17 protein-coding genes and 7 pseudogenes are annotated in these 24,235 nt (G+C 52.7%); 10 read left to right on the top strand and 14 right to left on the bottom strand.

The genetic code is table 11. The features are described from left to right. Positions 1-24: 24 nt before the first annotated feature. The 4 genes and pseudogenes from phnD to ACQ86O_RS23815 form a co-directional block, all read right to left on the bottom strand. A pseudogene (gene phnD / locus ACQ86O_RS23800) lies at positions 25-955 on the bottom strand (phosphonate ABC transporter substrate-binding protein). A 48-nt stretch (positions 956-1,003) separates the two neighbouring features. Further along, positions 1,004-1,836, bottom strand: a pseudogene (gene phnC / locus ACQ86O_RS23805) (phosphonate ABC transporter ATP-binding protein). 124 nt (positions 1,837-1,960) lie between these two features. Beyond that, a complete protein-coding gene (locus ACQ86O_RS23810; protein ID WP_431223133.1) occupies positions 1,961-3,418 on the bottom strand; it encodes a tagaturonate reductase in 1,458 nt (485 codons plus the stop codon). Between the two features lie 44 nt (positions 3,419-3,462). Further along, complete coding sequence (locus ACQ86O_RS23815; protein WP_431223134.1) at positions 3,463-4,488, bottom strand: zinc-binding alcohol dehydrogenase family protein; 1,026 nt, start codon at positions 4,486-4,488, stop codon at positions 3,463-3,465. Positions 4,489-4,638: 150 nt separating this feature from the next. Between ACQ86O_RS23815 and ACQ86O_RS23820 the strand changes: the two genes are divergently transcribed. Together ACQ86O_RS23820 and ACQ86O_RS23825 are read left to right on the top strand one after the other, a co-directional pair. Beyond that, entirely contained in the window at positions 4,639-5,544 is a 906-nt protein-coding gene (locus ACQ86O_RS23820; RefSeq protein ID WP_431223135.1) for an FCD domain-containing protein, read from the top strand. Positions 5,545-5,890: 346 nt separating this feature from the next. Next, positions 5,891-7,120, top strand: coding sequence for an MFS transporter (locus tag ACQ86O_RS23825; protein ID WP_431225818.1), 1,230 nt, complete (start codon positions 5,891-5,893; stop codon positions 7,118-7,120). Positions 7,121-7,164: 44 nt separating this feature from the next. Here ACQ86O_RS23825 and trpS read toward each other — a convergent pair. Further along, a pseudogene (trpS, locus tag ACQ86O_RS23830) lies at positions 7,165-8,160 on the bottom strand (tryptophan--tRNA ligase); the annotation flags it as partial. 218 nt (positions 8,161-8,378) lie between these two features. Continuing rightward, positions 8,379-8,906 carry a cysteine hydrolase family protein gene (locus tag ACQ86O_RS23835; RefSeq protein ID WP_431223136.1) on the bottom strand — a complete coding sequence of 176 codons (528 nt, stop codon included), beginning with the start codon at positions 8,904-8,906 and terminating at the stop codon, positions 8,379-8,381. 304 nt (positions 8,907-9,210) lie between these two features. Here ACQ86O_RS23835 and ACQ86O_RS23840 point away from each other — a divergent pair, with 304 nt between their 5' ends. Continuing rightward, positions 9,211-10,575 (top strand): pectate lyase family protein, encoded by a 1,365-nt coding sequence (locus ACQ86O_RS23840; RefSeq protein WP_431223137.1) that lies wholly within the window; start codon positions 9,211-9,213, stop codon positions 10,573-10,575. A 37-nt stretch (positions 10,576-10,612) separates the two neighbouring features. Here ACQ86O_RS23840 and ACQ86O_RS23845 read toward each other — a convergent pair whose 3' ends face one another. Continuing rightward, positions 10,613-11,716: a suppressor of fused domain protein gene (locus tag ACQ86O_RS23845; protein WP_431223138.1), complete on the bottom strand. Its 1,104-nt coding sequence runs from the start codon at positions 11,714-11,716 to the stop codon at positions 10,613-10,615. A 146-nt stretch (positions 11,717-11,862) separates the two neighbouring features. Here ACQ86O_RS23845 and ACQ86O_RS23850 point away from each other — a divergent pair, with 146 nt between their 5' ends. Continuing rightward, positions 11,863-12,306 carry an acetyltransferase gene (locus ACQ86O_RS23850; RefSeq protein WP_431223139.1) on the top strand — a complete coding sequence of 148 codons (444 nt, stop codon included), beginning with the start codon at positions 11,863-11,865 and terminating at the stop codon, positions 12,304-12,306. A 42-nt stretch (positions 12,307-12,348) separates the two neighbouring features. Here the strand turns inward: ACQ86O_RS23850 and ACQ86O_RS23855 are convergent, their stop codons facing one another. Continuing rightward, positions 12,349-12,993 (bottom strand): TetR/AcrR family transcriptional regulator, encoded by a 645-nt coding sequence (locus tag ACQ86O_RS23855; protein ID WP_431223140.1) that lies wholly within the window; start codon positions 12,991-12,993, stop codon positions 12,349-12,351. 172 nt (positions 12,994-13,165) lie between these two features. Here ACQ86O_RS23855 and bhsA point away from each other — a divergent pair, with 172 nt between their 5' ends. Then, a complete protein-coding gene (gene bhsA, locus ACQ86O_RS23860) occupies positions 13,166-13,423 on the top strand; it encodes a multiple stress resistance protein BhsA (protein ID WP_431223141.1) in 258 nt (85 codons plus the stop codon). A 58-nt stretch (positions 13,424-13,481) separates the two neighbouring features. Here bhsA and ACQ86O_RS23865 read toward each other — a convergent pair. Beyond that, positions 13,482-14,779 (bottom strand): annotated as a pseudogene (locus ACQ86O_RS23865) (SLC13 family permease). 146 nt (positions 14,780-14,925) lie between these two features. On the opposite strand from ACQ86O_RS23865, the pseudogene ACQ86O_RS23870 reads away from it, so the two are divergent. From ACQ86O_RS23870 to ACQ86O_RS23880, 3 genes and pseudogenes are all read left to right on the top strand, one after another. Continuing rightward, positions 14,926-15,024: pseudogene (locus tag ACQ86O_RS23870) on the top strand (CsgG/HfaB family protein); the annotation flags it as partial. A gap of 154 nt (positions 15,025-15,178) precedes the next feature. Beyond that, entirely contained in the window at positions 15,179-16,669 is a 1,491-nt protein-coding gene (gene amyA, locus ACQ86O_RS23875) for an alpha-amylase (RefSeq protein WP_431223142.1), read from the top strand. A gap of 115 nt (positions 16,670-16,784) precedes the next feature. Further along, the gene (locus ACQ86O_RS23880) at positions 16,785-17,633 is read left to right on the top strand and encodes a PA4780 family RIO1-like protein kinase (RefSeq protein WP_431223143.1); all 849 of its coding nucleotides are present in this window, start codon (positions 16,785-16,787) and stop codon (positions 17,631-17,633) included. 37 nt (positions 17,634-17,670) lie between these two features. Here ACQ86O_RS23880 and ACQ86O_RS23885 read toward each other — a convergent pair whose 3' ends face one another. From ACQ86O_RS23885 to lsrG, 5 genes are all read right to left on the bottom strand, one after another. Next, positions 17,671-18,135 carry a methyltransferase family protein gene (locus ACQ86O_RS23885; protein ID WP_431223144.1) on the bottom strand — a complete coding sequence of 155 codons (465 nt, stop codon included), beginning with the start codon at positions 18,133-18,135 and terminating at the stop codon, positions 17,671-17,673. A gap of 135 nt (positions 18,136-18,270) precedes the next feature. Continuing rightward, positions 18,271-18,552: a LuxR C-terminal-related transcriptional regulator gene (locus tag ACQ86O_RS23890; protein ID WP_431225819.1), complete on the bottom strand. Its 282-nt coding sequence runs from the start codon at positions 18,550-18,552 to the stop codon at positions 18,271-18,273. Positions 18,553-18,691: 139 nt separating this feature from the next. After that, the gene (locus ACQ86O_RS23895; RefSeq protein WP_431223145.1) at positions 18,692-18,982 is read right to left on the bottom strand and encodes a response regulator transcription factor; all 291 of its coding nucleotides are present in this window, start codon (positions 18,980-18,982) and stop codon (positions 18,692-18,694) included. Between the two features lie 93 nt (positions 18,983-19,075). Then, entirely contained in the window at positions 19,076-20,365 is a 1,290-nt protein-coding gene (locus ACQ86O_RS23900; protein ID WP_431223146.1) for a PTS ascorbate transporter subunit IIC, read from the bottom strand. Between the two features lie 402 nt (positions 20,366-20,767). Beyond that, a complete protein-coding gene (gene lsrG / locus ACQ86O_RS23905) occupies positions 20,768-21,061 on the bottom strand; it encodes a (4S)-4-hydroxy-5-phosphonooxypentane-2,3-dione isomerase (RefSeq protein ID WP_431223147.1) in 294 nt (97 codons plus the stop codon). Between the two features lie 171 nt (positions 21,062-21,232). Between lsrG and lsrK the strand changes: the two are divergent. Beyond that, positions 21,233-22,797 (top strand): annotated as a pseudogene (lsrK, locus tag ACQ86O_RS23910) (autoinducer-2 kinase). Between the two features lie 235 nt (positions 22,798-23,032). Further along, positions 23,033-24,231 (top strand): annotated as a pseudogene (locus ACQ86O_RS23915) (MFS transporter). Positions 24,232-24,235 lie beyond the last annotated feature (4 nt).

Below are 24,235 nucleotides of genomic sequence, written 5' to 3' on the forward strand. Positions count from 1 at the left end.
GTACAGGGAAACACATCGCCAGGCTTAACGGTCGCCTTTGGTCAGTTCGCGCTTCATATCAATAATGGTCTGATATTCGGCCAGAGAAACGTCACCAATGTGCTGCTTGCCGCCCATCGCCTTGATAAAGCACTGATGGTTGTCGGTATCCAGCTTCTTGATAGCCGCTACCACCTTGGCCTTGAATTCGGCAGGCAGGGAGTTGCTCACCAGGATTGGGCCGTTGGGGATCAGCGGCGACTGCCAGATGATGCGGATTTGCTTCATCAAGTCCGGATGGTCCATACGGATCATGCGGTTGAAAGCGCCGCTGGTATAGCCGGTGTTGTAATCCCCAATCATCGAAGCCCAGGTCACCGCCCCTTCAAACTGGCCATTCAATACGCCGAGCACGTCCTGCTCGTGGCCACCGGAGAAGGTGATGCTGGAGAAGAAATTGTTGTATTTGTTATCCGCTGTGCCACCAAACTGCTGTTTGAACACCTGGTTTGGCACCAGGAAACCCGATGTGGAATCCGGGTCCGCAAAGCCGAAGGATTTGCCTTTCAGATCTTCCAGCTTCTGGTAAGGGCTGTTCGCCTTAACCACCACCACCGAGTGATAACCTCGAGACTGATCCGTATCGTCAACCGCGATCCCCACCAGATCGACCGCCTTAGGATCCTTGATATACACCGAAGCGAATGACGAAGGGGACATGCTCAGCACCAGATCGATCTTGCCGCCAAGCAGGCCCTGGATCACCCCAGAATAGTCGGAAGAGTTACGCAGTTTGGTGTCAACGTTCAGTTCTTTATCCAGGAAATCCTTAACGCACTGGTTATCGCCAATCTGCTGGGTGGCGTTCTGCCCCCAGGATCCCCAGGTTTAATTCTTTGGGTGCGTCCGCTGCCCCCGCATTAAATACCATCATTACGCCGGCCATCATGGTGGTCAGAGGTAATACTTTTTTCATTGCGCATGCCCTGTGTGTAGAGATAAAAGTGAAGAGAACATTGGGTAATTAGTGGATCTGGTTGGCTTCTTCGCCATACAACTGCTGCAAAATACCTTCGTTAAGCTGTGAAGGGGGCCGTCAAAAATGATTTTCCCTTCGGCAATGCCAATCACCCGTGTGCAATATTCTTTCACCAGTTCTACCGAGTGCAGGTTCACCATCACCGCGATGTCGTTTTCACTGACTTTCTGCAACGCATCCATAATGCGGCGGGTATTTTTCGGATCGAGGGAAGCTACCGGCTCATCGGCCAGCAGAATTTGTGGGTTTTGCATCAGGGCGCGGCAGATAGCCACGCGTTGCATCTGGCCGCCGGAAAGGTTTTCAGCACGCTGCAACGCATGCGGTAGCATATTCAGCCATTGCAACAGTTCGATGGCCCGCGCACGGTCGGCATCATCAAATACTTTAAAGAAGGATTTCAGCGTTGAGGTATGGCTGAGGCGGCCAAGCAATACGTTGGTGATCACATCCAACCGGGGCACCAGGCAAAAATCCTGGAAGATCATGCCACAACGGGCACGCCACTGGCGCATCTGACGGGTGGAAAGCTGCGCAATATCCTGCGCGATGCCGTCGGCATCAAAATGCAGCATCTCGCCACAGGTGGAAGGAATAGTCCCATTGAGCGTATGCAACAGAGTAGATTTACCCGCACCGGAGCGGCCAACCACTGCCACAAATTCACCGGCATGCAGATCAAAACTGATGTCGTCAAGTACGCGTTGCTGAACTTTGTAGGCCTTCCCCAATCCTTTGACCGATAACACCTTGTGTGAAAGAAGCGGTTGCTGCCGCGGATAGTCGGTTTGAGCCAGTTTTAACAGTGCCTGAGCCATATGATTTCTCTGATTTCAGTGGCTGATCTTATGGGCACCTATTAACGGATAACTTTATGACACCGGGATGATGGTTTTATGGCCGGGAAATGACGATCAACGCCATTTCCCGTAGTTGATAGGATTAATGGCTGCCAAGCTGAAGTAATGCAGCACGCATACCCTGATCCTGGATGACCTGCAGATCGGCGGTGACCGCCAGGGTCAGACCAGGCACCTCATTGAGGTTTTGCCCCCAATGCGCTTCATCGCTCAACACGCTTTCCACTAACGCTGCAAGGGTGACATCATGATGCCTGACCCCGGCCCACAAGGTAGTAAAGCGCGTCAACCAATGCGCATCATCCTGCAATGCGTAACTGCCCGCCTCCCGCTCACCACGATAGAAGGCAATTAACGCCGCCAGAGCAAAGGTCAGCCGCTTTGGCAGTGCCCCATGCTGCTGCTGGCCAGCCAACAGTTGCGGCAGAATACGCGTGCGGAATTTGGTCATGCCGTTTAGCGCAATGGATAATAGCTGGTGCTGAATAAACGGGTTACGGAAACGGTTCTGAACCGCCTCGGCAAACGGCATTAACTCTTCTTGCGGCAGGTCCAGCACCGGCACAATCTCTTCGGCAATGGTGCGCGCCACATAGTCGCCAACCTGCTCATCGCTCATGGCCTCACCGACGGTATTCAGGCCAGCCAGGAACGCCACCGGCACCAACGCCGTGTGCGCGCCATTCAAAATGGCCACCTTGCGTTCTTTGTATGGCTTGATGTCATCAACGATATGAACGTTCAGATCCAACAGGTCCAGATGCAGCTCTTTTGCCAGCCACTGCGGGCCCTGAATAACAAACAGATAGAAATGTTCTGCGGTGTCCAGGAAGCTATCGCAATAGCCAAGTTGCTGTTGCCACTGGGCCTCTTCACCCCGCGGGTAACCGGTAACAATGCGGTCTACCAGCGTGGAACAGAAAGTGTTGCAGTTATTCAGCCAATCGCTGAAGGCCTGCGGCAACTGCCACAGTTGGGCATAGCGCAGAATGTACGCCTTCAGCGTTTCACCGTTGTAATCGATCAGTTCACAAGGCAGCAGCACCCAGCCCTTGTCGGCGGCACCGGCAAAATGGCTGAAACGCTCGAACAGCAGACGCGTCAGCTTAGCCGGGAAACTGGCGGCTGGGGTATCGGTGAATTTATCGTCCGGCAGGAAGTTGATACCCGCTTCGGTAGTGTTGGAGAACACAAAACGGATAGCCGGATCGCGGGCCAGGGCCAGATAGCTGTCATATTGCTGATAAACGTTAATTTCGCGGTTCACCGAGCGGATCAGCCTGGGTTCACAAACCGCCTCACCCTGTTCATTCAACCCACGGATAATGGTGGTATACAGCCCATCTTGAGTATTTAGCGAAGGGGGCTGCTCACTGTCGATCGGCCGCACCACCACCACGCCAGCGTTAAGGCCGGTATGCTGGTTTAATAGATCGATTTGCCAGTCGATAAAAGCACGCAGAAAGTTCCCCTCACCAAATTGGATAATACGATCGGGATATTGTGCGCCAGGAAATTCGCTACGATTCAGTTGCTTCATTTATTGCTCCTTGCATCCGGAAAGCCCCAAGCGGGGCTTAATTTTTAATTAAAATGAATAACGCCTTTAATCAACTGTTGATTATTTATTACCTCGGCTTCATATTTTTCTGCCAGGGTAGAAAAATCAAATTGATGAGAAAGCATCATCTCCGCAGTTATTTTCCCAGCGGCCATTAACCGCCCAACCTTGATAAAATCCTCTTTTGTGGCGTTGCGGCTTCCCATCATGGTGGTTTCCTTTTTATGGAATTCCGGATCGGAGAACTGCAGGTTGCCTTTAAACAGACCGACAAAGGTAATGCTGCCGCCGTGGCGGATCAGGTTAACGCTGTGGTTCATCGCATGCGGGTTGCCAGTGGCATCAATGATTTTTGCCGCCAACATACCGGAAAACTGTTCCCTTAAAGCCGCCTCAAAACCCACATCTGCCGGATCCAGCGTGGCCAGCCCAAGCACTTTTTCCACCTGGGTGCGGCGTTGTGCACTGGTATCCGCCACAATAACTGTGGCCCCGTCCGCCTTGGCGATTGCCGCCACCCCCAAGCCGATTGGCCCTGCTCCCACCACCAGCAGGTGATCGCCCTGCCCTACAGCGGCACGGCGAACGGCATGAGCGCTGATGGAGAAGGGTTCGATCAGCGCCGCTGCCTGCGGTTCCACATCATCCACGGCCAGCAGGTTGCTCACCGGCACGCTTAAAAATTCGCTGAACCCCCCATCCTGGTGCACGCCAATCACCGAGATATTCTCGCAACAATTGGGTCTGCCACTGTTACAGGCTCCGCAGTGATGGCAGGAAACATAAGGGATCACCGCCACACGCTGCCCAACGCGAAAATCGCTGGCCTGGCTACCCACACTGACAATTTCGCCGCATATTTCATGACCCAGCACCCGCGGGTAGCTGAAGAAAGGTTGCTGACCGGACCAGGCGTGGATATCCGTACCGCAGATACCTACCGTCAGGATTTTTAGCACGGCTTCCCCCGTTGCAGGTTGCGGTATGGGTCGCTGTTGGTAAACCAGCCGGGTCGGCTCCAGACAAACTAGCGTATTCATTGTGGCCATGATTTTTTCTCCTGTGATGTGGGAGTTGTTATCCGGCAAAAAAGATATCGGGATTTGGCTGACGATAGGAAAGTGTGAGTCAGCACAAATTAAACCGCTTTAAATGGGTTTTAAATGCTTTAAAAACATCTAACCCCATTGAGAAGTCCAATGAGCAGAACGCAGAACCTCCGGCAAAATGTGGTGAATCAGATGATCGACGGCCTGATCAAAGGCCATATCTGTTCGCCACTCCCCTCCCAGGCAGCGTTGGCAGAAATGTATAACATCAGCCGCACCACGGTACGCCACACGCTAACGCATCTTTTCCACCGTGGCGTTCTGGAGAAGGTGAACGATGATTATGTGATCCTGCGAATGCCGCAGGCTGAAGATGGCTTTGAATGTATGAATCACTCGCTGGACGAGCAGGGCAAACTGTTTGAAAAAGCCTTTTATCAGATGATTAATCAAAAGCAGCTGCGGGCGGGGGATTCATTCACTGAATTGCAGCTCTCACGCGCAGTGAACGTCAGCCCGGTGGTGGTGCGGGAATTCCTGCTGCGCTTTAGCCGCTTTGATCTCATCGACAACGTGCGGCGTGGCCAATGGAGCATGAAAAAGTTCGACCAGAACTACGCCGAGCAGCTGTTTGAGCTGCGCCAGATGCTGGAAACCCACGCCCTGTCACGCTTTATCAACCTGCCAGAGCAAGACAGCCGTTGGTTGCAGGCCAAGGAACTGTTAAACCGCCACCGCCAACTACGCGATACCATCAGCGATAATTATCGGCTGTTCTCCCAGTTGGACCGCGATTTCCATACCCTGATCCTGTCAGCGGCCAATAATCCGTTTTTCAACCAGTCGCTGGAGATCATATCGGTGATATTTCACTTCCACTACCAGTGGGATGAAACCGATCTGAAGCAAAGAAATATTATTGCAATTGAAGAGCATATGGCTATTTTGAGCGCTCTAATCTGCCGTAACGATCAGGAGGCGGCCCGTGAACTGCATCGCCATCTTGATACCGCCAAACAATCGATGGTCCGTTCCATCAAACAGGATGCCGTCTGATTTTTATTGATAAAAAACCGCTGAAAACGGGATTTAAAACCGATAAAGAACAGCAAAACCGTAACCGCCGCACGGAACCGGTTAAAAAAGGCACCATGAAACATTTTCGCCGCCTAGGCTCACAGCCGAAAGGTTGACTAATACCGTGGTAAAAAACTATCCAGGGCCCGGCCCCGGAAAAATAAAAATTATTAATACCGCATTCTAGAGGCGAGAAATGGAAAAAATAACCACCGTGAGTAATGGGAAAGAACAGGAAGAAAGTTATTCGGATAGTATTAATCCTATTCCCATAGGCGGAGTCATTGAACGTTCCGCAAGAATTAAAAAGATCCAGACTACAGCGATGATCCTGCTATTTTTGGCCGCAGTGATTAACTTTCTCGATCGCAGTTCGCTTTCCGTAGCCAACTCAACGATCCGTGAAGAAATGGGGTTGAGCGGTACCGAGATCGGCCTGCTGCTTTCCGCGTTTTCACTGGCCTACGGTATTGCCCAATTACCCTGTGGCCCGCTGTTGGATCGTAAAGGGCCGCGCATTATGCTGGGCCTGGGGATGTTTGTCTGGTCACTTTTCCAAACCCTGTCCGGCATGATCCACAACTTTACCCAGTTTATCTGGGTGCGTATCGGTTTGGGGATCGGCGAAGCGCCCATGAACCCTTGTGGCGTAAAGGTGATCAACGACTGGTTCAATATTAAAGATCGCGGTATGCCGATGGGTATCTTTAACTCGGCGTCCACCATCGGCCTGGCCATCAGCCCACCGATCCTGACCGCCATGATGCTGCTGTTAGGCTGGCGCGGTATGTTCATCACCATCGGTGTGCTGGGTATTGCATTGTCCTGCGGTTGGTACATGCTGTACCGCAACCGTGAAGACATCAATCTGAGTGCGCAGGAGCAAAGCTATCTCAACGCCGGTAGCGTCAGCGCACGCCGTGAACCGATGAACTTCAAGGAATGGCGCTCACTGTTCCGGAACCGCACCATGTGGGGGATGATGATCGGCTTTAGCGGCATCAACTACACCGCCTGGCTGTATCTGGCCTGGCTGCCGGGTTATCTGCAAACGACCTACCATCTGGATTTGAAAAGTACGGGTATGCTGGCGGCGATCCCGTTCCTGTTTGGTGCTGCGGGCATGCTGTCTAATGGATTTGTCACCGATTTCCTGGTGCGCCGGGGTATGGCGCCGCTCAAAAGCCGTAAAATCTGTATCGTTGCCGGGATGCTGCTTTCTGCCAGCTTTACCGCCGTTGTGGCTCAGGCCACCACCACCGCCAGCGCGGTAGCATTGATCAGTATGGCGCTGTTTTGTATCCACTTTGCCGGTACCTCCTGCTGGGGGCTGATCCACGTGGCGGTAACTTCCCGAATGACCGCCTCGGTGGGCAGCATTCAAAACTTTGCCAGCTTTGTATTCGCGTCGTTCGCGCCGGTCATTACCGGTTGGATCCTCGATACCACCCATTCATTCAGCCTGGCACTGACCATTTGTTCCTGCGTGACGCTGATTGGCGCACTGTCTTATGTGTTTATCGTGAAACACCCGATCACCGACAGCGCGGTCTGAGAGTGACATCCCCTCTCCAACCAGAGAGGGGGTGTCATTTCAGGCAAAAAATCCAGCCCTAATGCCGCTTTAACCTGTGCCAGCCTGCTCTGCGTCACCTGATGGGCTCGCTGGCTACCCGTTTGCAGAATGCGCATCAGTTCACCTTTATCGGCCAGGTACTGCGCACGTCGGCTGCGAATAGGCTCCAGTAGAGTTTGCAGGCAATCCTCCAACAGCCGTTTGATTTTCACATCCCCCAGCCCTCCTTGGCGATATTGAACTTTCAGTTCCGCCACTAACGCCGCATCGTCACAAAATGCATCCAGATAGGTGAAGACCATATTGCCTGCCACCTGACCAGGGTCGCTAACGTTCAGATGGTTAGGATCGGTAAACATGCTCATCACCGCTTTATGGACGTCATCAGCACTGGCCCCCAGCATGATGGTGTTGCCGCGTGATTTCGACATCTTACCCTGCCCATCCAGACCCGGCAGGCGGCCAACGTTACTCAGCAACGGTTGGCACTCCACCAGAACCTCCCGATCGACAACGCGATTAAAGCGCCGGACAATTTCGTTGGTCTGTTCCAGCATCGGCAACTGATCTTCCCCCACTGGCACATGCGTTGCGCCAAATGCGGTGATATCCGCCGCCTGACTGACCGGATAAATCAGAAAACCGGCGGGCAGACTGCGAGAGAAATCCTTCTCGATGATTTCGCTTTTCACCGTAGGATTGCGCTCCAACCGCGCAACGGTGACCAGATTGAGGTAATACATCGTCAGCTCTGCCAACGCTGGCAGTGCAGATTGCAGGCATATCGTGGTTTTGACAGGGTCGATCCCCACGGACAGATAATCGGCCACCACGTTCAGCACATTGGCACTGATTTTCTGCGGGTTGCTGCCATTGTCTGTCAGTCCTTGCAAATCGGCCACCATCACCGTTTGCCGGTGATGGTGTTGCAGCTCAACGCGCTGACGCAGTGAACCGACATAGTGGCCTAAGTGCAGTGAACCTGTGGCTCGATCGCCGGTAAGAATGGTGTAACTCATCGCATTGCTCCTGGGAGATAACAGACCGCCGGATCAACGCGAGAAAAATGCCGCCAGAACCGGCGGCATTAATAAATAAGGGATGAATAAACCCATGCCGCCTTTAGAAAAGGCGCCACCAGTAAAAAGAGGATGTAATAGACGGGAAGATATTCATGCCACTACGTTACCCTGGGGGTTAAACCGCGTCAATGACTTCGCATCGGCGATATCAGCCCTCAGAAACGGATCTCTTCTGTAGGCACCGCGCTGATCAACACGCCGAAACTTTCGATATTCGACAAGGTGGCGTTATGGTGGGCACGGATCTGCAACCCGCTGGCATGCGGTTTATCGTGGCTGGTGTGTGCATCCGCCACCAGCATCACCGGGTAACCCAATCCGGCGGCCCGGCGAGTGGTGGTATCGACACAAAACTCGGTGGAATAGCCGCAGACGACCAACTGTGTCACCCCTTCGGCAATCAGCAGTTTCCCCAAATGGGTACGCAAAAAAGAGTCCGGCGTGGTTTTATCTACCCGGTGATCCCCTGCTTTCACCTGTAATTCGGCATGGATCTGCCAGGCGTCGCTGCCATAAGGCAGTTCCTGGTGCGCCGTCTGGTGCTGAATAAAGAAAACCGGTGCGCCAGCTTGCCGGGCGCGCGCACTGAGTTGGTTAATCCTCATCAACACTTCCTCTGCCTCTGCCGGTGGCGGCGTGAACAAGCCTTGCTGTACATCGATGACTAACAACGCTGACTTCATAGCGAACTCCAAGCGGGGGATTTGCGCTTAATACTATGCCAAACCACGGCGTTAGGACATGCCCAACGATTTAAATAACCCGCAAAAACGTGCGCCAACACAAATATTAAAACAATGTTTCCATAAATTAAAAATAAGGTTCTATAGTTAATTTTGCTTACCTATTTAAAGGTAGGTGATGATTTTCTTAAGAGGGTTACGTTCAGCAGGAGGCGGGTTACAGCGCGATGAAAAGGTGGCTTTTAGCGCTTCTCAGATCGGCATCTTGTTGAAAAATTTACCATCAATTATGACAGGAGTCATTATGCATCAATACGTTACTCTGCGGCGCACGGCACTTGCCAGCACAATGGCAGTAATTCTTACCGCCAGTTTTGCTTACAGTATGCCCGCTTCAGCAAAGGATCTGGGCCGCGAAGTATTAGCTTCAGGCGATGGTTGGGGTTCCTATGGCCCAGGCGTCACTGGTGGCAGCACGGCCGACAGTAGCCACGTTTTCGAAGTTAACACCTGGCAGGAATTGCGCGATGCGCTGGGTGGCACCAAGGCGCAGAATGAAACTACGCCGCGCATTATCTATGTCAAAGGCACGATCAATGCCATGGAAAACAGCGAGGGTAACGGCGTGATGACCTGCAACGCCTTGGCCAAACAGGTAACGGTCGCCGACACAGGGAAAGCATTTAGCATGGACGACTTTATCGAACACTTTAATCCCGAAGGCCCCTGGGGAATGGTGACACCTTCCGGCCCATTGGAAGACGCGAGGATTGAAGCGACCAAGCTGCAAGGTAAGCAGGTTCAGCAACGTTTCGGCTCTAACGTGACTCTGATTGGCGTGGGGAAAAATGCCCATATTATTGGCGCTCATCTGCTGGTCAGAGATGTCTCAAACGTGATCGTCCGGAACCTGCGGGTTTCCGATGCTTACGACTGCTTCCCTGAATGGGATCCCACGGATGGCAGTGCCGGTAACTGGAATGGCCTTTACGATAATCTGTCGATAATGACGACACAGCATGCCTGGATCGATCACGTCACGCTTGATGATGGGGAACATCCGCGCCAGTCATTGCCGAAGGTATATGGGCGAACTTTCCAGGTGCATGACGGCCTGTTGGATATCACCCATAGCAGCAACTATGTCACCGCTTCCTACAATATCTTTGACGATCACGACAAGGTTAACCTGATTGGTTCTTCCGACTCCCGCATAGATGACCGCGATAAGCTCAAGGTCACAATGCACCATAATCACTGGCGTAACCCTGGCCAGCGGGCTCCACGCGTGCGTTTTGGGCAAGTGGACGTCTATAACAATTACGCCGAAGTTTTGGCGGCCAAGGACTTTACCAGCCTGTGGGGAGTCGGATTTGAATCTGCCATTTATGCGGAAAAAAATGCGATTGATCTGGCAGAGGGCATCCCAGCCAGCAAAATCATCAAACGCTACGCTGGCCAGCACATTCTGACCGAGGGGAATCTGGTTAACGGTGAGCCAACCGATTTGCTGGCGGTTTATAATGCCGCAGTTTCTGCGCCCGATCGGCTTACGGATGACGTTGGCTGGAGCCCGACGCTACGGCTGCATGTTGATGACGTGAACGAGGTCAAAGCTATCGTCACCCGCCAGGCAGGTGCCGGTATCCTTCCCAGTCACCTTCCCTGAGTAAGTTACTGGCAGGTAGCCGCTACCTGCCAGTATTTCAGATCAATGGCTGACGCGGGCGGAAGATATGATCAACGCCCTGCTCGCGCATTTTCTTCACCAGGTCATGGCCACCGTTTGGCGTGGCGTGCGCTGATACGCGTTCGGCTTCAAATACCGGGCTGGCCCAGAAAATATTCACCGGATCGCCATCCCGTTGAGGTAATACCAGGTGCTCGGCATAAGGGTAGAACGAAGAAGAGAGTACATAGCCTTCGTAGCCCTGTGGAGCCACTTCCGAAGCCAGGGTATGCCCTTCCCCAAACCAGGTAATTTTCGCCCAGGGAACATGAGCAAATCCGGCCAGCGCGCTGGCCATCTGCACCGCATTCTCTTCGGTCATGTACTGCCCATCAATGGCCATTGCCATTTCCATCCGGCGGTGCTGTGGCGCATCGTCATTGAACAGGATTTCCACCCAGGGCATTGGCCGGATGCTGACTCCCATGGTCAGGAAATAATAAATCCCGTCACGCTCATGCTGGCTGATGGCCATTGGCGGCCATTTGCCCTGATCGATGGCGTAATATTTGACCGAGGGGCCGAAGTGCTGTTCATAGTGCGCCAGATAATCGCTCTGCATTTTCGGCCACGGGTTGCCCTCTTCCCGCTGCCAACTGCGCCAGAACTGGCGCGCCTCTTCCGCCTGCGCATATTGGGTATTGGTAGAGGCGGAACCGAGAGGGTAAGCCAACGGGCTTTCTTTGATGCAACTGGCGGAATAACACACCGAGTGATCGATATACAAACTCCAGCCGGGGATCACCGCCAGCAACTGGCCGTGATACCACAAGGCGGCGCCATCATCGCTTGCGGCCCAGACGACCATTAAACCTTCCGGGCTCAGCGGCGCTTCGCCTTCCAGGTTACGGCAAAACTCTGCGGCCAGCATGGGTGCCTGCCCGGCTTCCATCGCGGCGCGATCTTCCTGAATAGGGGCGGTGCCCAGGTTACGAAGCCAACAGGCGCGAACCTGAAAGCGTTCGCTGTATTCTTCCGTTGGGTAGATATAAAAATAGGCGGCCCGGCTATCTTGCTGAACCACTGCGACCAGCGTTTGGTTCTCGTTACTGACTTCAGCAAGTACATGTGACTCGTTCATATCACCTCAATGGGTTCACGGTGCAGGATCATGCCGCACACTAAAAACAGGATGTTTCGCTTTACCTAGTGTAAAACGTATCCGTAGCCTGGATCACGCGTAAAAGTCTCAAAAACGGGCTAATCGATTAAAGGATAGGACTGCCGATGATAACTGTTAGAGCCCGCAGGGCTGAAGATAATAAGCAATTGATTGAGATCTGGCAGCGTTCGGTACGCGCTACCCACCATTTCCTCAGTGAAACAGATATCGCGCGGCTGTATCCGCTGATCCTCAACGACTACCTCCCCGCCGTGAGCGTTTGGGTGGCAGAAGATCAAACCGGGCAGCCGTGCGGCTTTATTGGTCTGGATGGCAACAGGATTGAGATGTTGTTTGTTGATGCCGAACGGCGTGGCGAAGGTATTGGTAAAGCCCTGTTGGCGAAGGCTGCAACCATGCATGATGAACTGCTGCTGGACGTCAACGAACAAAACCCGCAGGCGCTTGGTTTCTACCAACACTACGGTTTTACCCAGACAGGCCGCTCGGAGCGGGATGGCCAAGGCAAGCCCTTCCCCTTGCTGCATATGAAACTGACAGCACGTTGAGCCATGCCCCCTTTTCCTGCCAGGCAAAGGGGGAAACCCAACTTAAACGCTGTTGCCCATCTGGCTCAAAAGAGGCCATACCCTCATCGTAGCATCGAGCAACCGGAGTAAATCTTCGCGGCTGGCCCCTTCACGCGCCTGTACCGACATCCCTTCAATGATGCAAATGATGTATTTCGCCAGCAATGCCGTGTCGGTATCGGTCAGCAACTCCCCTTCCCGTACCTTACGGTCAAAACAGGCTTGCAGGTTGGTTTCCTGCATATGATGTTTTCTTCGCAGCATCTCGGCCAGATCATCTGAAGACGCAGACAGCGCTGCCGAGGCACAGACCATAAAGCAGCCGGAAGGGTTCCCGGGATCGGTAAACACCTGTGCGGAGGTACGGATATAAGCCTCCACAATTTCGGCTATCGGCAGATCCTGCTGCAACAACTGGTTGTAGCATTCGGCGTACCGGCTCAGATAGCGCTCTACCGAGGCACGAAACAGCCCTTCCTTGTTGCCGAATTCCGCATATAGCGTGGGAGCTTTGGCTGCGGTTACCTCAACCAGATCCGCCATCGAGGTGGATTCATAGCCATGGCGCCAGAACAGGTCAAGAGCGCGATCAAGTGCCTGAGCACGATCAAACTGCTTTGGCCTGCCGCGTGATTTTTTCGCACCTGCCTCTTCATTGATACTCATAGAGCCTCACTTATCCTGCCAGGACATGACCGCACAATTAACTTAACGATCATTATAAAAAAGTATTGCATCCCCGTCCAGAAGGGATTAGCATTTAGTTATCGATCGTTAATTAATTTAACGGCGCTACCAGAACAGTTATTTAAACATAGAGAGATTAGGAAATAACTCCATGAAAAACTTGAAAATGACCGTCGCAGCTATCGCATTGGCCTCAGTATCTTTCGCCGGTTTTGCCGCGGAACTGGTCAACAGCCAACCGGCAGACCTGCAAAAAGCTGGCGTTATCAGCGTGGGTGGGGCTTCTAACCTGACCTCACTGGAAAACAAGCTGGCCGCCAAGGCAGAGGAAGCCGGAGCTAAATCCTTCCAGATCATCTCCACTACCGGCAACAACAAATTGCACGGTACTGCGATTATCTATAATTAATCGTTAAACGGTTTTAGCGCAAAGAGGCGGCCCTTAGCCGCCTTTTGGCTATCTGAACCTAGCCAAACCACCCTAATAGCCGGAACCAAAAGTAATCCAGCGGCATCAGTAGCCCAAAAGTCAGCGCCGCCACCAGCAGACATAGCTTTAACCCCTCACGCGGCGGAACTTTACCCATTCCCATCGCCACAACGATCGGCGCAGCCTGATACGGCAACAGCGGTGTAGCATAGCCAATTACCTGCGTCATCAAAACCGTGATCAACGGTAGCCCGCTGCCCTCTGACAGCACTTGTGCCAAAGGGGTGAACAGCGCTGGCACACCATTCGCCGTGACCACAAAATTCAGCAAGGCCGTGATACCGATCAGCGAGCTAAAAGCGACAAATGGCCGATCCTGTGTGTGCGGCATGACGTCCAGCAACGCCTTGCCAAGCAAATCCCCCAGCCCGGAGTGGCTCACCAACGCCGTTAATCCAAGGATCCCTGCCACATAGATACAGGTACGGATGTTAATCCCGGCAGCAAATTGATCGCCGGTCAGGAAACCGATACGCGGCAGCAGACAGACGCAGGCGGCGCTCAACCCCACCCAGGCAGGCGCAATACCATGCCACCGGTCGGTGATCCACAGCAGCACGGTCACCAGCAGTAACATAATCAGCCGCCATTCCGCCGCGCTGAGCGCATGCTGTTCAGGCTTTTTTCTACCCTCTGGGGTTTGGCGCGGAACAACCAGCAGATGCACAACGTGAGCAACACGCCTTTCGCCAACCCAAGGATTGGCGCATGCAGCATCAGATAAGACAAATAAGTAAAGTGAATCCCGAAGGCGCTCTCTGCCGCCCCGCTCATCACCAGATTAGGGACGTTGGCAGGCAGAATACTGGCTGAAAGCTGGAAAGTACCAAACCCCACCGCCAGCGCCAGACCGTAACGGCCACGCGAGCCTTCAGCCAACCCGGCTCGGCCCGCCAGCGCCATAATGATGGGCATCAACAGGGTGATACGCCCCATATTTGAGGGCATGACAAACGCCAGTGCATAGCTGATGGCCACCACACCGCCCACCAGCCGTGACCAGGAGCCAGCCAACAGAGGCAGAATACGATTGGCAAGCCTGTCTGCCAGACCCGTCGCACGTATGGCCGTACCCAGTACAAAACCACTCAATACCAGCCAGAAAGCCGATGAGGCAAAACCCGAAAAAACCACCGCCGCCGGTGCCAGTTGCAACACCATCACCGCGGCAAAGAACAGCAGAGCAACCAGGTATTCAGGTAAACGGGACGTCGCCCATAAGGCGATCACGACCAGCGTGACCAGCGCAGAAACGCCCATCGGATACTCCATCATGCCTGTCACTCCGTTAGTGTTTTGTTATCAATCAGTTATATCTTCACATAACGTGAGAAGCCGAACGTTGAAACCGCTCACAATTCGCAGGGCTGCCCCCCATATGAGCAATATCAGGATTTCATTAAGGGAAATGCCTACAGAGGGATAACCGCTCCAACTATATCAACGGTATTTTCTCTGATGGAGTAGATCGCCTGGGCAACCCGTCAAAAAACATCCTGATCACCCACCTGCAGCAGACCCGGCAAGGAGCAAGCCAACGTTAATCTACCCTAAGGCAGCCATGCGGCTGCCTGCTCGCGGTTTTCCATTTTAGCAAAAGTAGCCCATGCTTAAATCGATGGCGACTGATAGCTCGCCTGACGTTTTCATTCTGGCTAATCGGGAAAGGGTTCCATGACCAAAAAAACCACGCTACTGCAGTTCTTTCATTGGTACTACCCGGATGGCGGTAAACTTTGGCAGGAAGCCGCCGAGCGTGCTCCGGCCCTGGCTGAGCTAGGCGTAACCGATTTATGGCTGCCACCGGCCTATAAGGGGGCTGCTGGCGGCTATTCGGTGGGGTACGACAGCTATGATTTGTTCGATCTGGGGGAGTTTGAACAAAAAGGCACTCGCCCCACCAAATACGGTGATAAAGAGGCCCTGGTACATGCCGTACACGCATTACGCGAAAACGATATACGGGTGATTTATGACGTGGTGTTCAATCACAAAATCGGGGCTGATGAAAAAGAGCCGGTGTATGTCCACAAGGTAGATGCCAATAACCGCAACGATATCGCCGATGAAGGCATCAACGCTTTGGCCTATACCCGCTTCACCTTCCCCGGAAGGCAAGGCACCTATTCCAAATTTATCTGGGACTACAAATGTTTTAGCGGTGTCGATTATATCGAGCAGCCGGACGATAAAGGCATCTTCAAGATTGCCAACGATTATGGTGAAGAAGGCTGGAACGATCAGGTTGACGACGAGTTCGGCAATTTCGATTACCTGATGGGGGCGAACGTGGAACTGCGCAACGGTGCCGTCGTCGAGGAGTTGAAATACTGGGCCCGTTGGCTGATGGAGACCCTGCCTTGCGACGGATTCCGTTTGGACGCCGCCAAACATATTCCCGCCTGGTTTTTCAAGGAGTGGAGCGATCACGTACGCGATGCGGCACAGCGCGACCTGTTTATCGTGGCGGAATACTGGTCACACGATCTGGCGGCATTGCAACAGTATTTAGCGCGGGTCGGTGGTAAGGTGATGCTGTTTGATGTACCGCTGCAACTGAAGTTTCACCTGGCATCTAAGCAGGGCGATAGCTTCGACATGGCGCAAATATTCAGCGAAACGCTCGTCGCCACCGATCCGGCGCATGCGGTAACCCTGGTTGCCAACCATGATACCCAGCCGTTGCAATCGCTTGAAGCACCGGTTGAACCCTGGTTCAAACCCTTGGCCTATGCCTTGATCCTGCTCCGCGAACAAGGGGTTCCCTGCCTGTTTTATCCGGATATGTACGGTGCCAGCTATACCGATAAGGGTGATGACGGTAGTGATTACCAGATTGAAATGCCCGTTGTCCCCGAACTGGAAAAGCTGATCCAGGCCCGTCAGCGTTTTGCCAACGGTATCCAGAACGACTATTTTGATGACCAGAACTGCATCGCCTTCAGCCGCAGTGGAACAGAAGAGGCACCAGGCTGCGTGGTAGTGATGACTAACGGGGCTGAAAGCAGTAAAACCATCGCATTGGGAGATAATTTTGCGCATAAAACCTGGCATGACTTCCTAGGCAACCGCGAGGAAGATATCATGACCGACGAACAGGGTAATGCGGATTTCCCGGTCAACGGTGGCAGCGTCAGCGTTTGGGTCATTACCGAGGATAGGTGAACACCCGCCGGGGTGGCAACGTATCACCCTGGTGGTAAACTGATTTTTGCCTTTCTGGTCAAAATTTACATTACGACCCCATTCACACCGGAGCCTAAATAGGGTACAAGGCTGCATGAAAATTCCAAAACGACTCCAGCCATTGGTAGATGATGGTTTAATCGACGACGTCATCCGCCGTTTAAAAAGTGGCAAAGAAGCCGACGTGTTTATCGTGCGTTGCGGTGAAGAGATCCGCTGCGCCAAAGTCTACAAAGAAGCAGACAAGCGTAACTTCAAGCAGGCCGTGCATTATCAGGAAGGCCGTAAGGTGCGCAACAGCCGCGATGCGCGTGCCATGAGCAAAGGCTCCAAGTTTGGCCGCCAGCAGCAGGAAGAAGCCTGGCAGAACACCGAGGTGGATGCGCTGTACCTGCTGGCTAAAGCCGGTGTGCGCGTGCCACAGCCGGATATCTGCCTGGACGGCGTATTGCTGATGGAACTGATCACCGATGAAGAAGGCCTGGTGGCCCCTCGCCTGAGCGATGTGACGTTAACGCAGGAACAGGCACTGAACGATCACGCTCTGATGATGAACTACGCAGTGCGCATGCTGTGTGCAGGCCTGGTTCATGGGGATCTGTCTGAATTTAACGTGTTGATGGATAAAAACGGGCCGGTAATCATCGATCTGCCGCAGGTGGTGGATGCCGCCGCCAACAATCACGCCCAGAGCATGTTTGAGCGTGACATCAATAATATGACGCAGTATTACGGCCAGTATGCGCCGCAACTGCTTGGCAGCAAATATGCCAAAGAAATCTGGGCACTGTATCAGGAAGGGAACCTGACGCCAGAAAGCGAACTGACCGGTAAATTTACCGAAAGCAACAAGCGGGCAGACGTCGGCTCGGTGCTGGAAGAGATCCAGGCGGCCAGTGACGAGCATGAGCGCCAATTGATGGCCCGCAATAACGAAGAATAAACCCCCTCCCCGGTTCACATACCGGGGAGCCTTTTGTTTAAAGCCAGCGTCTCACCTGTTGGCAATAAACCGCATAGTCCTGACCAAAACGTGTAGCAAGAAAGGTTTCCTCTCGCGGTATCTGGATGCCATTCAAATAGGCAAAAAAGATTAACCACCCCAGCCACACCGCCCATCCCCCTAACACCAGCGCCCAGGCCGCCAACAATAATAGTTGCCCCAAATACACCGGGTTACGGCTGATGCGGAACATACCGCCGACGATAAGCGTATTAACCTGTTGAAGTTTTTGCGGGTGAATGGTGGTTCCGGCACGGCGGAAAGCCAAGCTGGCGCTTAGCATGATGACAACAGAAGCCGCAGCCAACATACCGGCCACCAGCAGAATAAGAGCATTGTCTTGCCACAGCCCGCTGGCCAACCAGCGCATTATCAGCATACCCGCAGCGCTTGACGCCATCACTAACGGCGGCAAAGCCAACCGGTTAAGCCATATCATCATTTCCCTACCCTTGTATTCGTTGCCGCACGGATTAACGCTATAACAAGGCCCACTTATAACACGGCGCAGGGTAAAACAGACAGCGAGGTTAAACAATTATTTATATTGAATTTAAACACTGGTTAAAAAAAGAAATTATATTCTTAAGTCATGCTTGGCTAATCTATACAGCTCCATATTGGTTATTACACCCAACTTCCTCATCAGATTACGTTTATGATGGTTCAACGTTTTAATGCTTCGGCCATTAATACAGGCCAATGTGGTTAAGCTAACGCCTTTCATAACTGAATCAAACACCGATATTTCACAAGGTGTCATAGAGATCCCTTTAACTCTATTATATGTGGCGCTTTTCTTCTCTTTTAAAATAGTATTGGTCATAGTAAGTTCATTTCTGGAAACTGAAAAATTCATACTCGACACACTACCCCATACCTTTAGTTTCTATTGCGAACAAAAACCTAAGCCCCAGCAACAAGTACTGACAGCGACTGATCATTATCAGGTTATTCATTTCTTCCCTCGAAAATTCCAAGCAATGTCCTGGTCATGACTATCGAATCAATGAATCTGATTTTAATTTAAAGTAAAGTTCCGTAATAGTTCTTACGTGCAATTTGCTGTGTATATTAGAGCGGTGTGTTCCCACAGTTTTACTGCTTATGAAAAGCTCTTTCGTAATTTCTTTATTTTTCATACCAGAGAGTATCCTTTTGAGGATATCGTTCTCTCTTTTGGTTAGTGATGACTTACTGATCATTAAACTGATAAGGAAGGCTTTCAAAGAGGTTTGCCAAATCGAAAAAATTACCATTGTTATCAATGATAACGCCGTTAAGTGCATTAAAGCTCCATAAACACCTTTACCGCACGCTATGCAGATAGAGTGCGGTAAAGGGAAAACGTTAAAGCCATAAGGCAACGGCCTACCACAGCATCATTTAAACCAGCCAAATACCGTGTTGATCAACAAAGATGAAATCGTGAAGTCAGGATCGGCGAAGGTCACACCATTAGCCCCCAGACCGGCAAACAGATGTAAGGTGATTGCCGGGAACACGCACAACAACAGTCCATTAATGGTGCTGGCAATTATCGCCCCACGGAATCCACCGGTGGCATTGCCGAAGATCGCCGCTGCGCCGCCGGTAATAAAGCTGGCCATAATACCGGGTACGATGATGGGTAAACCGATAAACGGGAAAATCAGGATGCACACCAACTCCACCAGAAAACTGACCAGGAAACCAATCAAAGTGGCATTCGGTGCTTTGGTGAATAAGACCATCACATCAACCGCCGGCACAGCCCCCGGCGCAAAGACTTTGGCAAAGCCTTTAAACGCCGGGACAATCTCGGCGGTGAACAGATTTACCCCTGCCTTAGCCATATACAGGCCGCATGCGAAAATAGCGGATTGTTCCAGTACAAAAATCAGCACGTTTTTGTCCGCTGCCCCGGCCCCATAAACCATGCCCATAGCCTCTTTGACCTGCGGTTGCGTAGCAAAGATACAAGAGACGACCAGCAAAATTAACATGGTCAGCAGCGTGGCAACATTAGGCTCACGGATAAAGTCGAATTTGTTGCTGATAACAACGTGTTCAGTATCGTGTTTTTTATTGCCGAACCATTTCCCCATATAAGAACCAATAATGTATGAAGAGATCGCCGCGTGGGAAATGGAATAATCATTGGAACCAATAATATCCCGGCTGAATTTGCTTAAGATATATGGCGACACTGCCATATAAAAACCAATAAACAGCGATGAGATAGTGACGATAGCCAGATGACTGTAGCCGAGTTCAGAAAGTACTGCGGTTAGCGCAAAGGCCATAAACAATACCAGATGCAACGACAGATAAATATTTTTGAAGCGAGTAAAACGCGCCAGTAAAATATTCAGCAACATAGAGAACAAGAGGATCAACGCTGCCGTGGCCCCCAGTTTATCGATGGTTGCCGCCATAATAGCTTCGTTGCTCGGCACCACACCGACAATGTTAAATGCTTGTGAAAACAGCGAACTGAAGGCGGTAAGCACCTTCATCAAAATGCCGCCGCCCACTTTTATCATGGTAAAACCAATAAAGGACAGCAACGTCCCAGTGATCAGCCTTGAGAGCGGAGCACGCTGAAAAAGCAATCCTAAAAAAGCGACTATGGCAATTATTACTGACGGTGTTTTCACTAAACTAAGCAATATGTCCACAATTTCCCTCATAATTTTATTGGCGTTATTTTTGAAGGACTTTCTCTATACCTAAAAATGTCAAGTTGCCGTTGATTGGCCAACTCAGGCTCCCCAACGGTAACTCTAAGGCGTGAAAGGTGAAGAGGATTAACAGGCCTTCGATGCGCACAGTGATAGCATGCAAAGGTTTTTTTACCGCTGGAAAGTTATTGAATCGCGATCTCAATCACGAAAAATGAAACATTATTTCATTTTTTAAAACTCTTTTTCATTTTTATTTCCATGAAGAGAAAAATCGCAAAAATAGCAAAAAATGAAGAAGACGACGCCATTAAAAATAGCTAATTAATTGTATTATCGAAAGAAAGAGAGTGGGCGGATTTAGAAAAGGCAGGCTGCGATACCGTTGGCCCGGTTCACAGCCCAAAGAGGCTATTCAGGCATTATGCCAATAAAGGTCGTTTTCTTACGCGGGCCGGTCATCAGGGCCTCCAGCTTTTCGACACACAGCAGATAATGCGGCGTTTTTTTATGAGCCGCCACCGCCTGCTCATCCTGGTAAGCTTCATAGATATAAAAACGTGTCGGGATATGTTCATCCTGCAACACATCAAAACGCAGGTTGCCCGGTTCTTTGAGCGCACCCAGATGATTGGCGCGGAACACCTCCAGAAACTCGTCTACCTTATCCTGCTTAACGTTAATTTCTACCAGTGTGACTTGCATAGTTGCTCCTGTTTTTATCCAGCCAATAACCAAACATAGGGGGATCCTCTTATATTTCCCCCTTCTGGCAACAATTTTGTCGCGCAGCTCACAGATTGCTCACCCCACCCAGCCGCACCCTCGGCGCACGCCATCTATAGTTAAGATCTGAACCCTGGGGGAGCGTGAGCTATGCAAGACTATTTGATGGCATTAGACGCAGGGACGGGCAGTATCCGCGCGGTGATCTTTGATCTGGCAGGCAACCAGATTGCGTATGGCCAGCAGGAATGGCAGCACCTTGCGGTGCAGGGTGTTCCAGGCTCAATGGAGTTTGATCTTTCCCATAACTGGCAGTTGGTTTGCCAATGTATCCGCCAGGCCCTGCAACAGGCCAAGGCCGAAGCACAACAAATCCGCGCCATAGCCTGCTGTTCGATGCGCGAGGGCATTGTGTTATACAACCGCGAAGGCATGCCGATTTGGGCCTGTGCCAACGTTGATGCCCGTGCCAGCCGTGAAGTAAGCGAGTTGAAAGAGCTGCATAACTTCACCTTCGAACGGGAGGTATATCAATATTCCGGCCAGACTCTGGCACTGAGCGCCATGCCGCGCCTGCTGTGGTTGGCGCATCATCGGCCGGATATCTATCAGCAGGCGGCAACGGTTACCATGATCAGCGACTGGCTGGCCTCTATGCTGAGCGGCGAACTGGCGGTGGACCCTTCCAATGCCGGGACCACCGGGATGCTGGATCTGGTCAGCCGCAACTGGCGGCCAGCGTTGCTGGATATGGCGGGACTACGCGCCGACCTGCTCTCCCCGGTCAAAGAAACCGGCACGCTGTTGGGCCATATCACCCCCAGGCAGCGGAGCAAACCGGCTTGCTGCGTAGCACTCCGGTGGTGATGGGAGGCGGCGATGTTCAGCTCGGCAGCCTGGGGTTAGGAGTCGTTCGTGCCGGGCAGACGGCGGTGCTGGGGGGAACCTTCTGGCAGCAGATCGTGAACCTGCCGCAGCCGATGACCGATCCGGAAATGAACATCCGCATCAACCCGCACGTTATCCCTGGGATGGCGCAGGCGGAATCCATCAGCTTTTTTACCGGCCTGACCATGCGCTGGTTCCGCGATGCTTTCTGCGCCGAGGAGAAATTGCTGGCCGAGCGGCTGGGGGTTGATGCCTATAGCCTGTTGGAAGACATGGCCGCACGAGTGCCGCCCGGCGCTTACGGCGTGATGCCGATTTTCTCGGATGCCATGCATTTTAAAACCTGGTATCACGCGGCGCCGTCGTTTATCAATCTGTCGATCGATCCGGCGCGCTGTAACAAGCAAACCCTGTTTCGCGCGCTGGAGGAGAATGCCGCCATAGTCTCCGCCTGCAATCTGGCGCAGATTGCGGCATTTTCCGGCGTGCAGGCGGCTTCGCTGGTGTTTGCAGGCGGCGGTTCAAAAGGCAGGTTGTGGAGCCAGATTCTCAGCGATGTCACTGGCCTGCCGATACAGGTTCCCGTGGTGAAGGAAGCCACCGCATTGGGCTGCGCCATTGCCGCCGGAGTCGGCGCCGGGTTATACGAATCGCTGGCGGAAACCGGTGAACGTCTGGTGCGCTGGGAAAGTGAATATCACCCCAATCAGGCCAACCATGAGCTTTACCGCCAGCAAACCCTGACCTGGCAGGAAGTGTATGCCGATCAGTTAACGCTGGTCGATCATGGTTTGACCACCTCCCTCTGGAAAGCACCAGGGCTTTGAGGCCGCTGGCACAACCCCCGTTGTGCCCAGGACATAAGCTTATGCGAAAATGGTTTTACGCTTTTTTTGCCAGCCAACCCGCGCCCATAGTGGCTTGGCGTGATTATTCCCCGGTAGAAACAGTGTAACCATGGATTATGGATTTATCTCCCCGCTCATCATTGCGTAAATTGTGATCCCGATCACTCGCAGATTGGCCGTACGATCCGCGTATTCACCTGAAATGAGCGCAATTATGCTGAATAATAAAGATAAACCTGCATCATCACCCTGGCTGGCGATCTTCTCGCTGACGGTTGCCTGTTTTGTTATGGTCACCACCGAGTTCCTGCCCATCGGGCTGCTCACCAACATCGCGCCTTCCCTGGACGTCAGTACCGGTAAAGCTGGGCTGATGATCACCATGCCCGGGATTGTCGCCGCCGTCGCTGCGCCGGTTCTGAGCCTGATATCCGGACGGCTCGACCGGCGGTTATTGATGCTGGGCCTTTCCGCACTGCTGATTGTTTCCAATCTGGTTTCCGCATTGGCTGTCAATTTCCCCATGATGCTGCTTGGCCGCGTGCTGTTGGGGGTCTGCGTTGGCGGTTTCTGGTCCTTCGCCGCCAACTATGGCCGCCACCTGGTACCGGTTAGCAGCCAAGGCCGGGCAACCGCGCTGATCCTGAGCGGCATCTCCGTCGGTGCCGTTTGTGGGGTCCCCGCAGGCGCGATGGTGGGCGATCTGTTCGGCTGGCGTGCGGCATTCTTTAGCAGCGCCGTGCTGGCGGGGCTCGTGTTGCTGGCACAGTTACGCCTGCTCACTTCGGTGCCGCCAAGCCGCCCGGTAGCACCAGGCGATCTGCTGTTACCCCTGCGGTTACCGATGGCGCGCATTGGGTTAATCGCCATCGTCTTGCTGTTTTTCGGTCACTTTGCCGCCTACACCTATCTGCGTCCACTGTTACAACAGGTGTTTGTGCTCAGCCCTTCGGCTATTTCGTTGCAACTGCTGGCCTACGGTGCCATCGGCCTGCTGGGAACCTTTCTGGGGGAAAGGCTGGGGGAATATAACCTGCGTGCCACCTTTATTCTGATCACCGCCATGTTGGCCGGTATTCTGATCGTTTCCCCTTTCCTTAGCGGGATCCCCGGAGCTACTCTGATGGTGCTGGTCTGGGGATTGGCGTTCGGGGCGGTGCCGGTTTGTGCCACCAACTGGATGTTTGCCGCCGTCCCTCAGGCCCCTGAAGCCGGGCAGGCACTGCTGGTGTGCGTGATCCAGATAGCCCTGGCCTCTGGTGCGCTGATCGGCGGAGAAGTGGTTGACTGGCAAGGCGTCAGCAGCGCAATGCTGTTCGGGGGGCGTTAGTGCTTTCTGCCATGTTGACGTTTGGCTGGTCATTACGCGGCGGTATAAAGTCATACCGTCAGGTTAATTCAGATTGCCGCTGACAAC

The organism is Serratia sp. L9, from assembly GCF_050632285.1.
Taxonomy (GTDB): domain Bacteria; phylum Pseudomonadota; class Gammaproteobacteria; order Enterobacterales; family Enterobacteriaceae; genus Chania.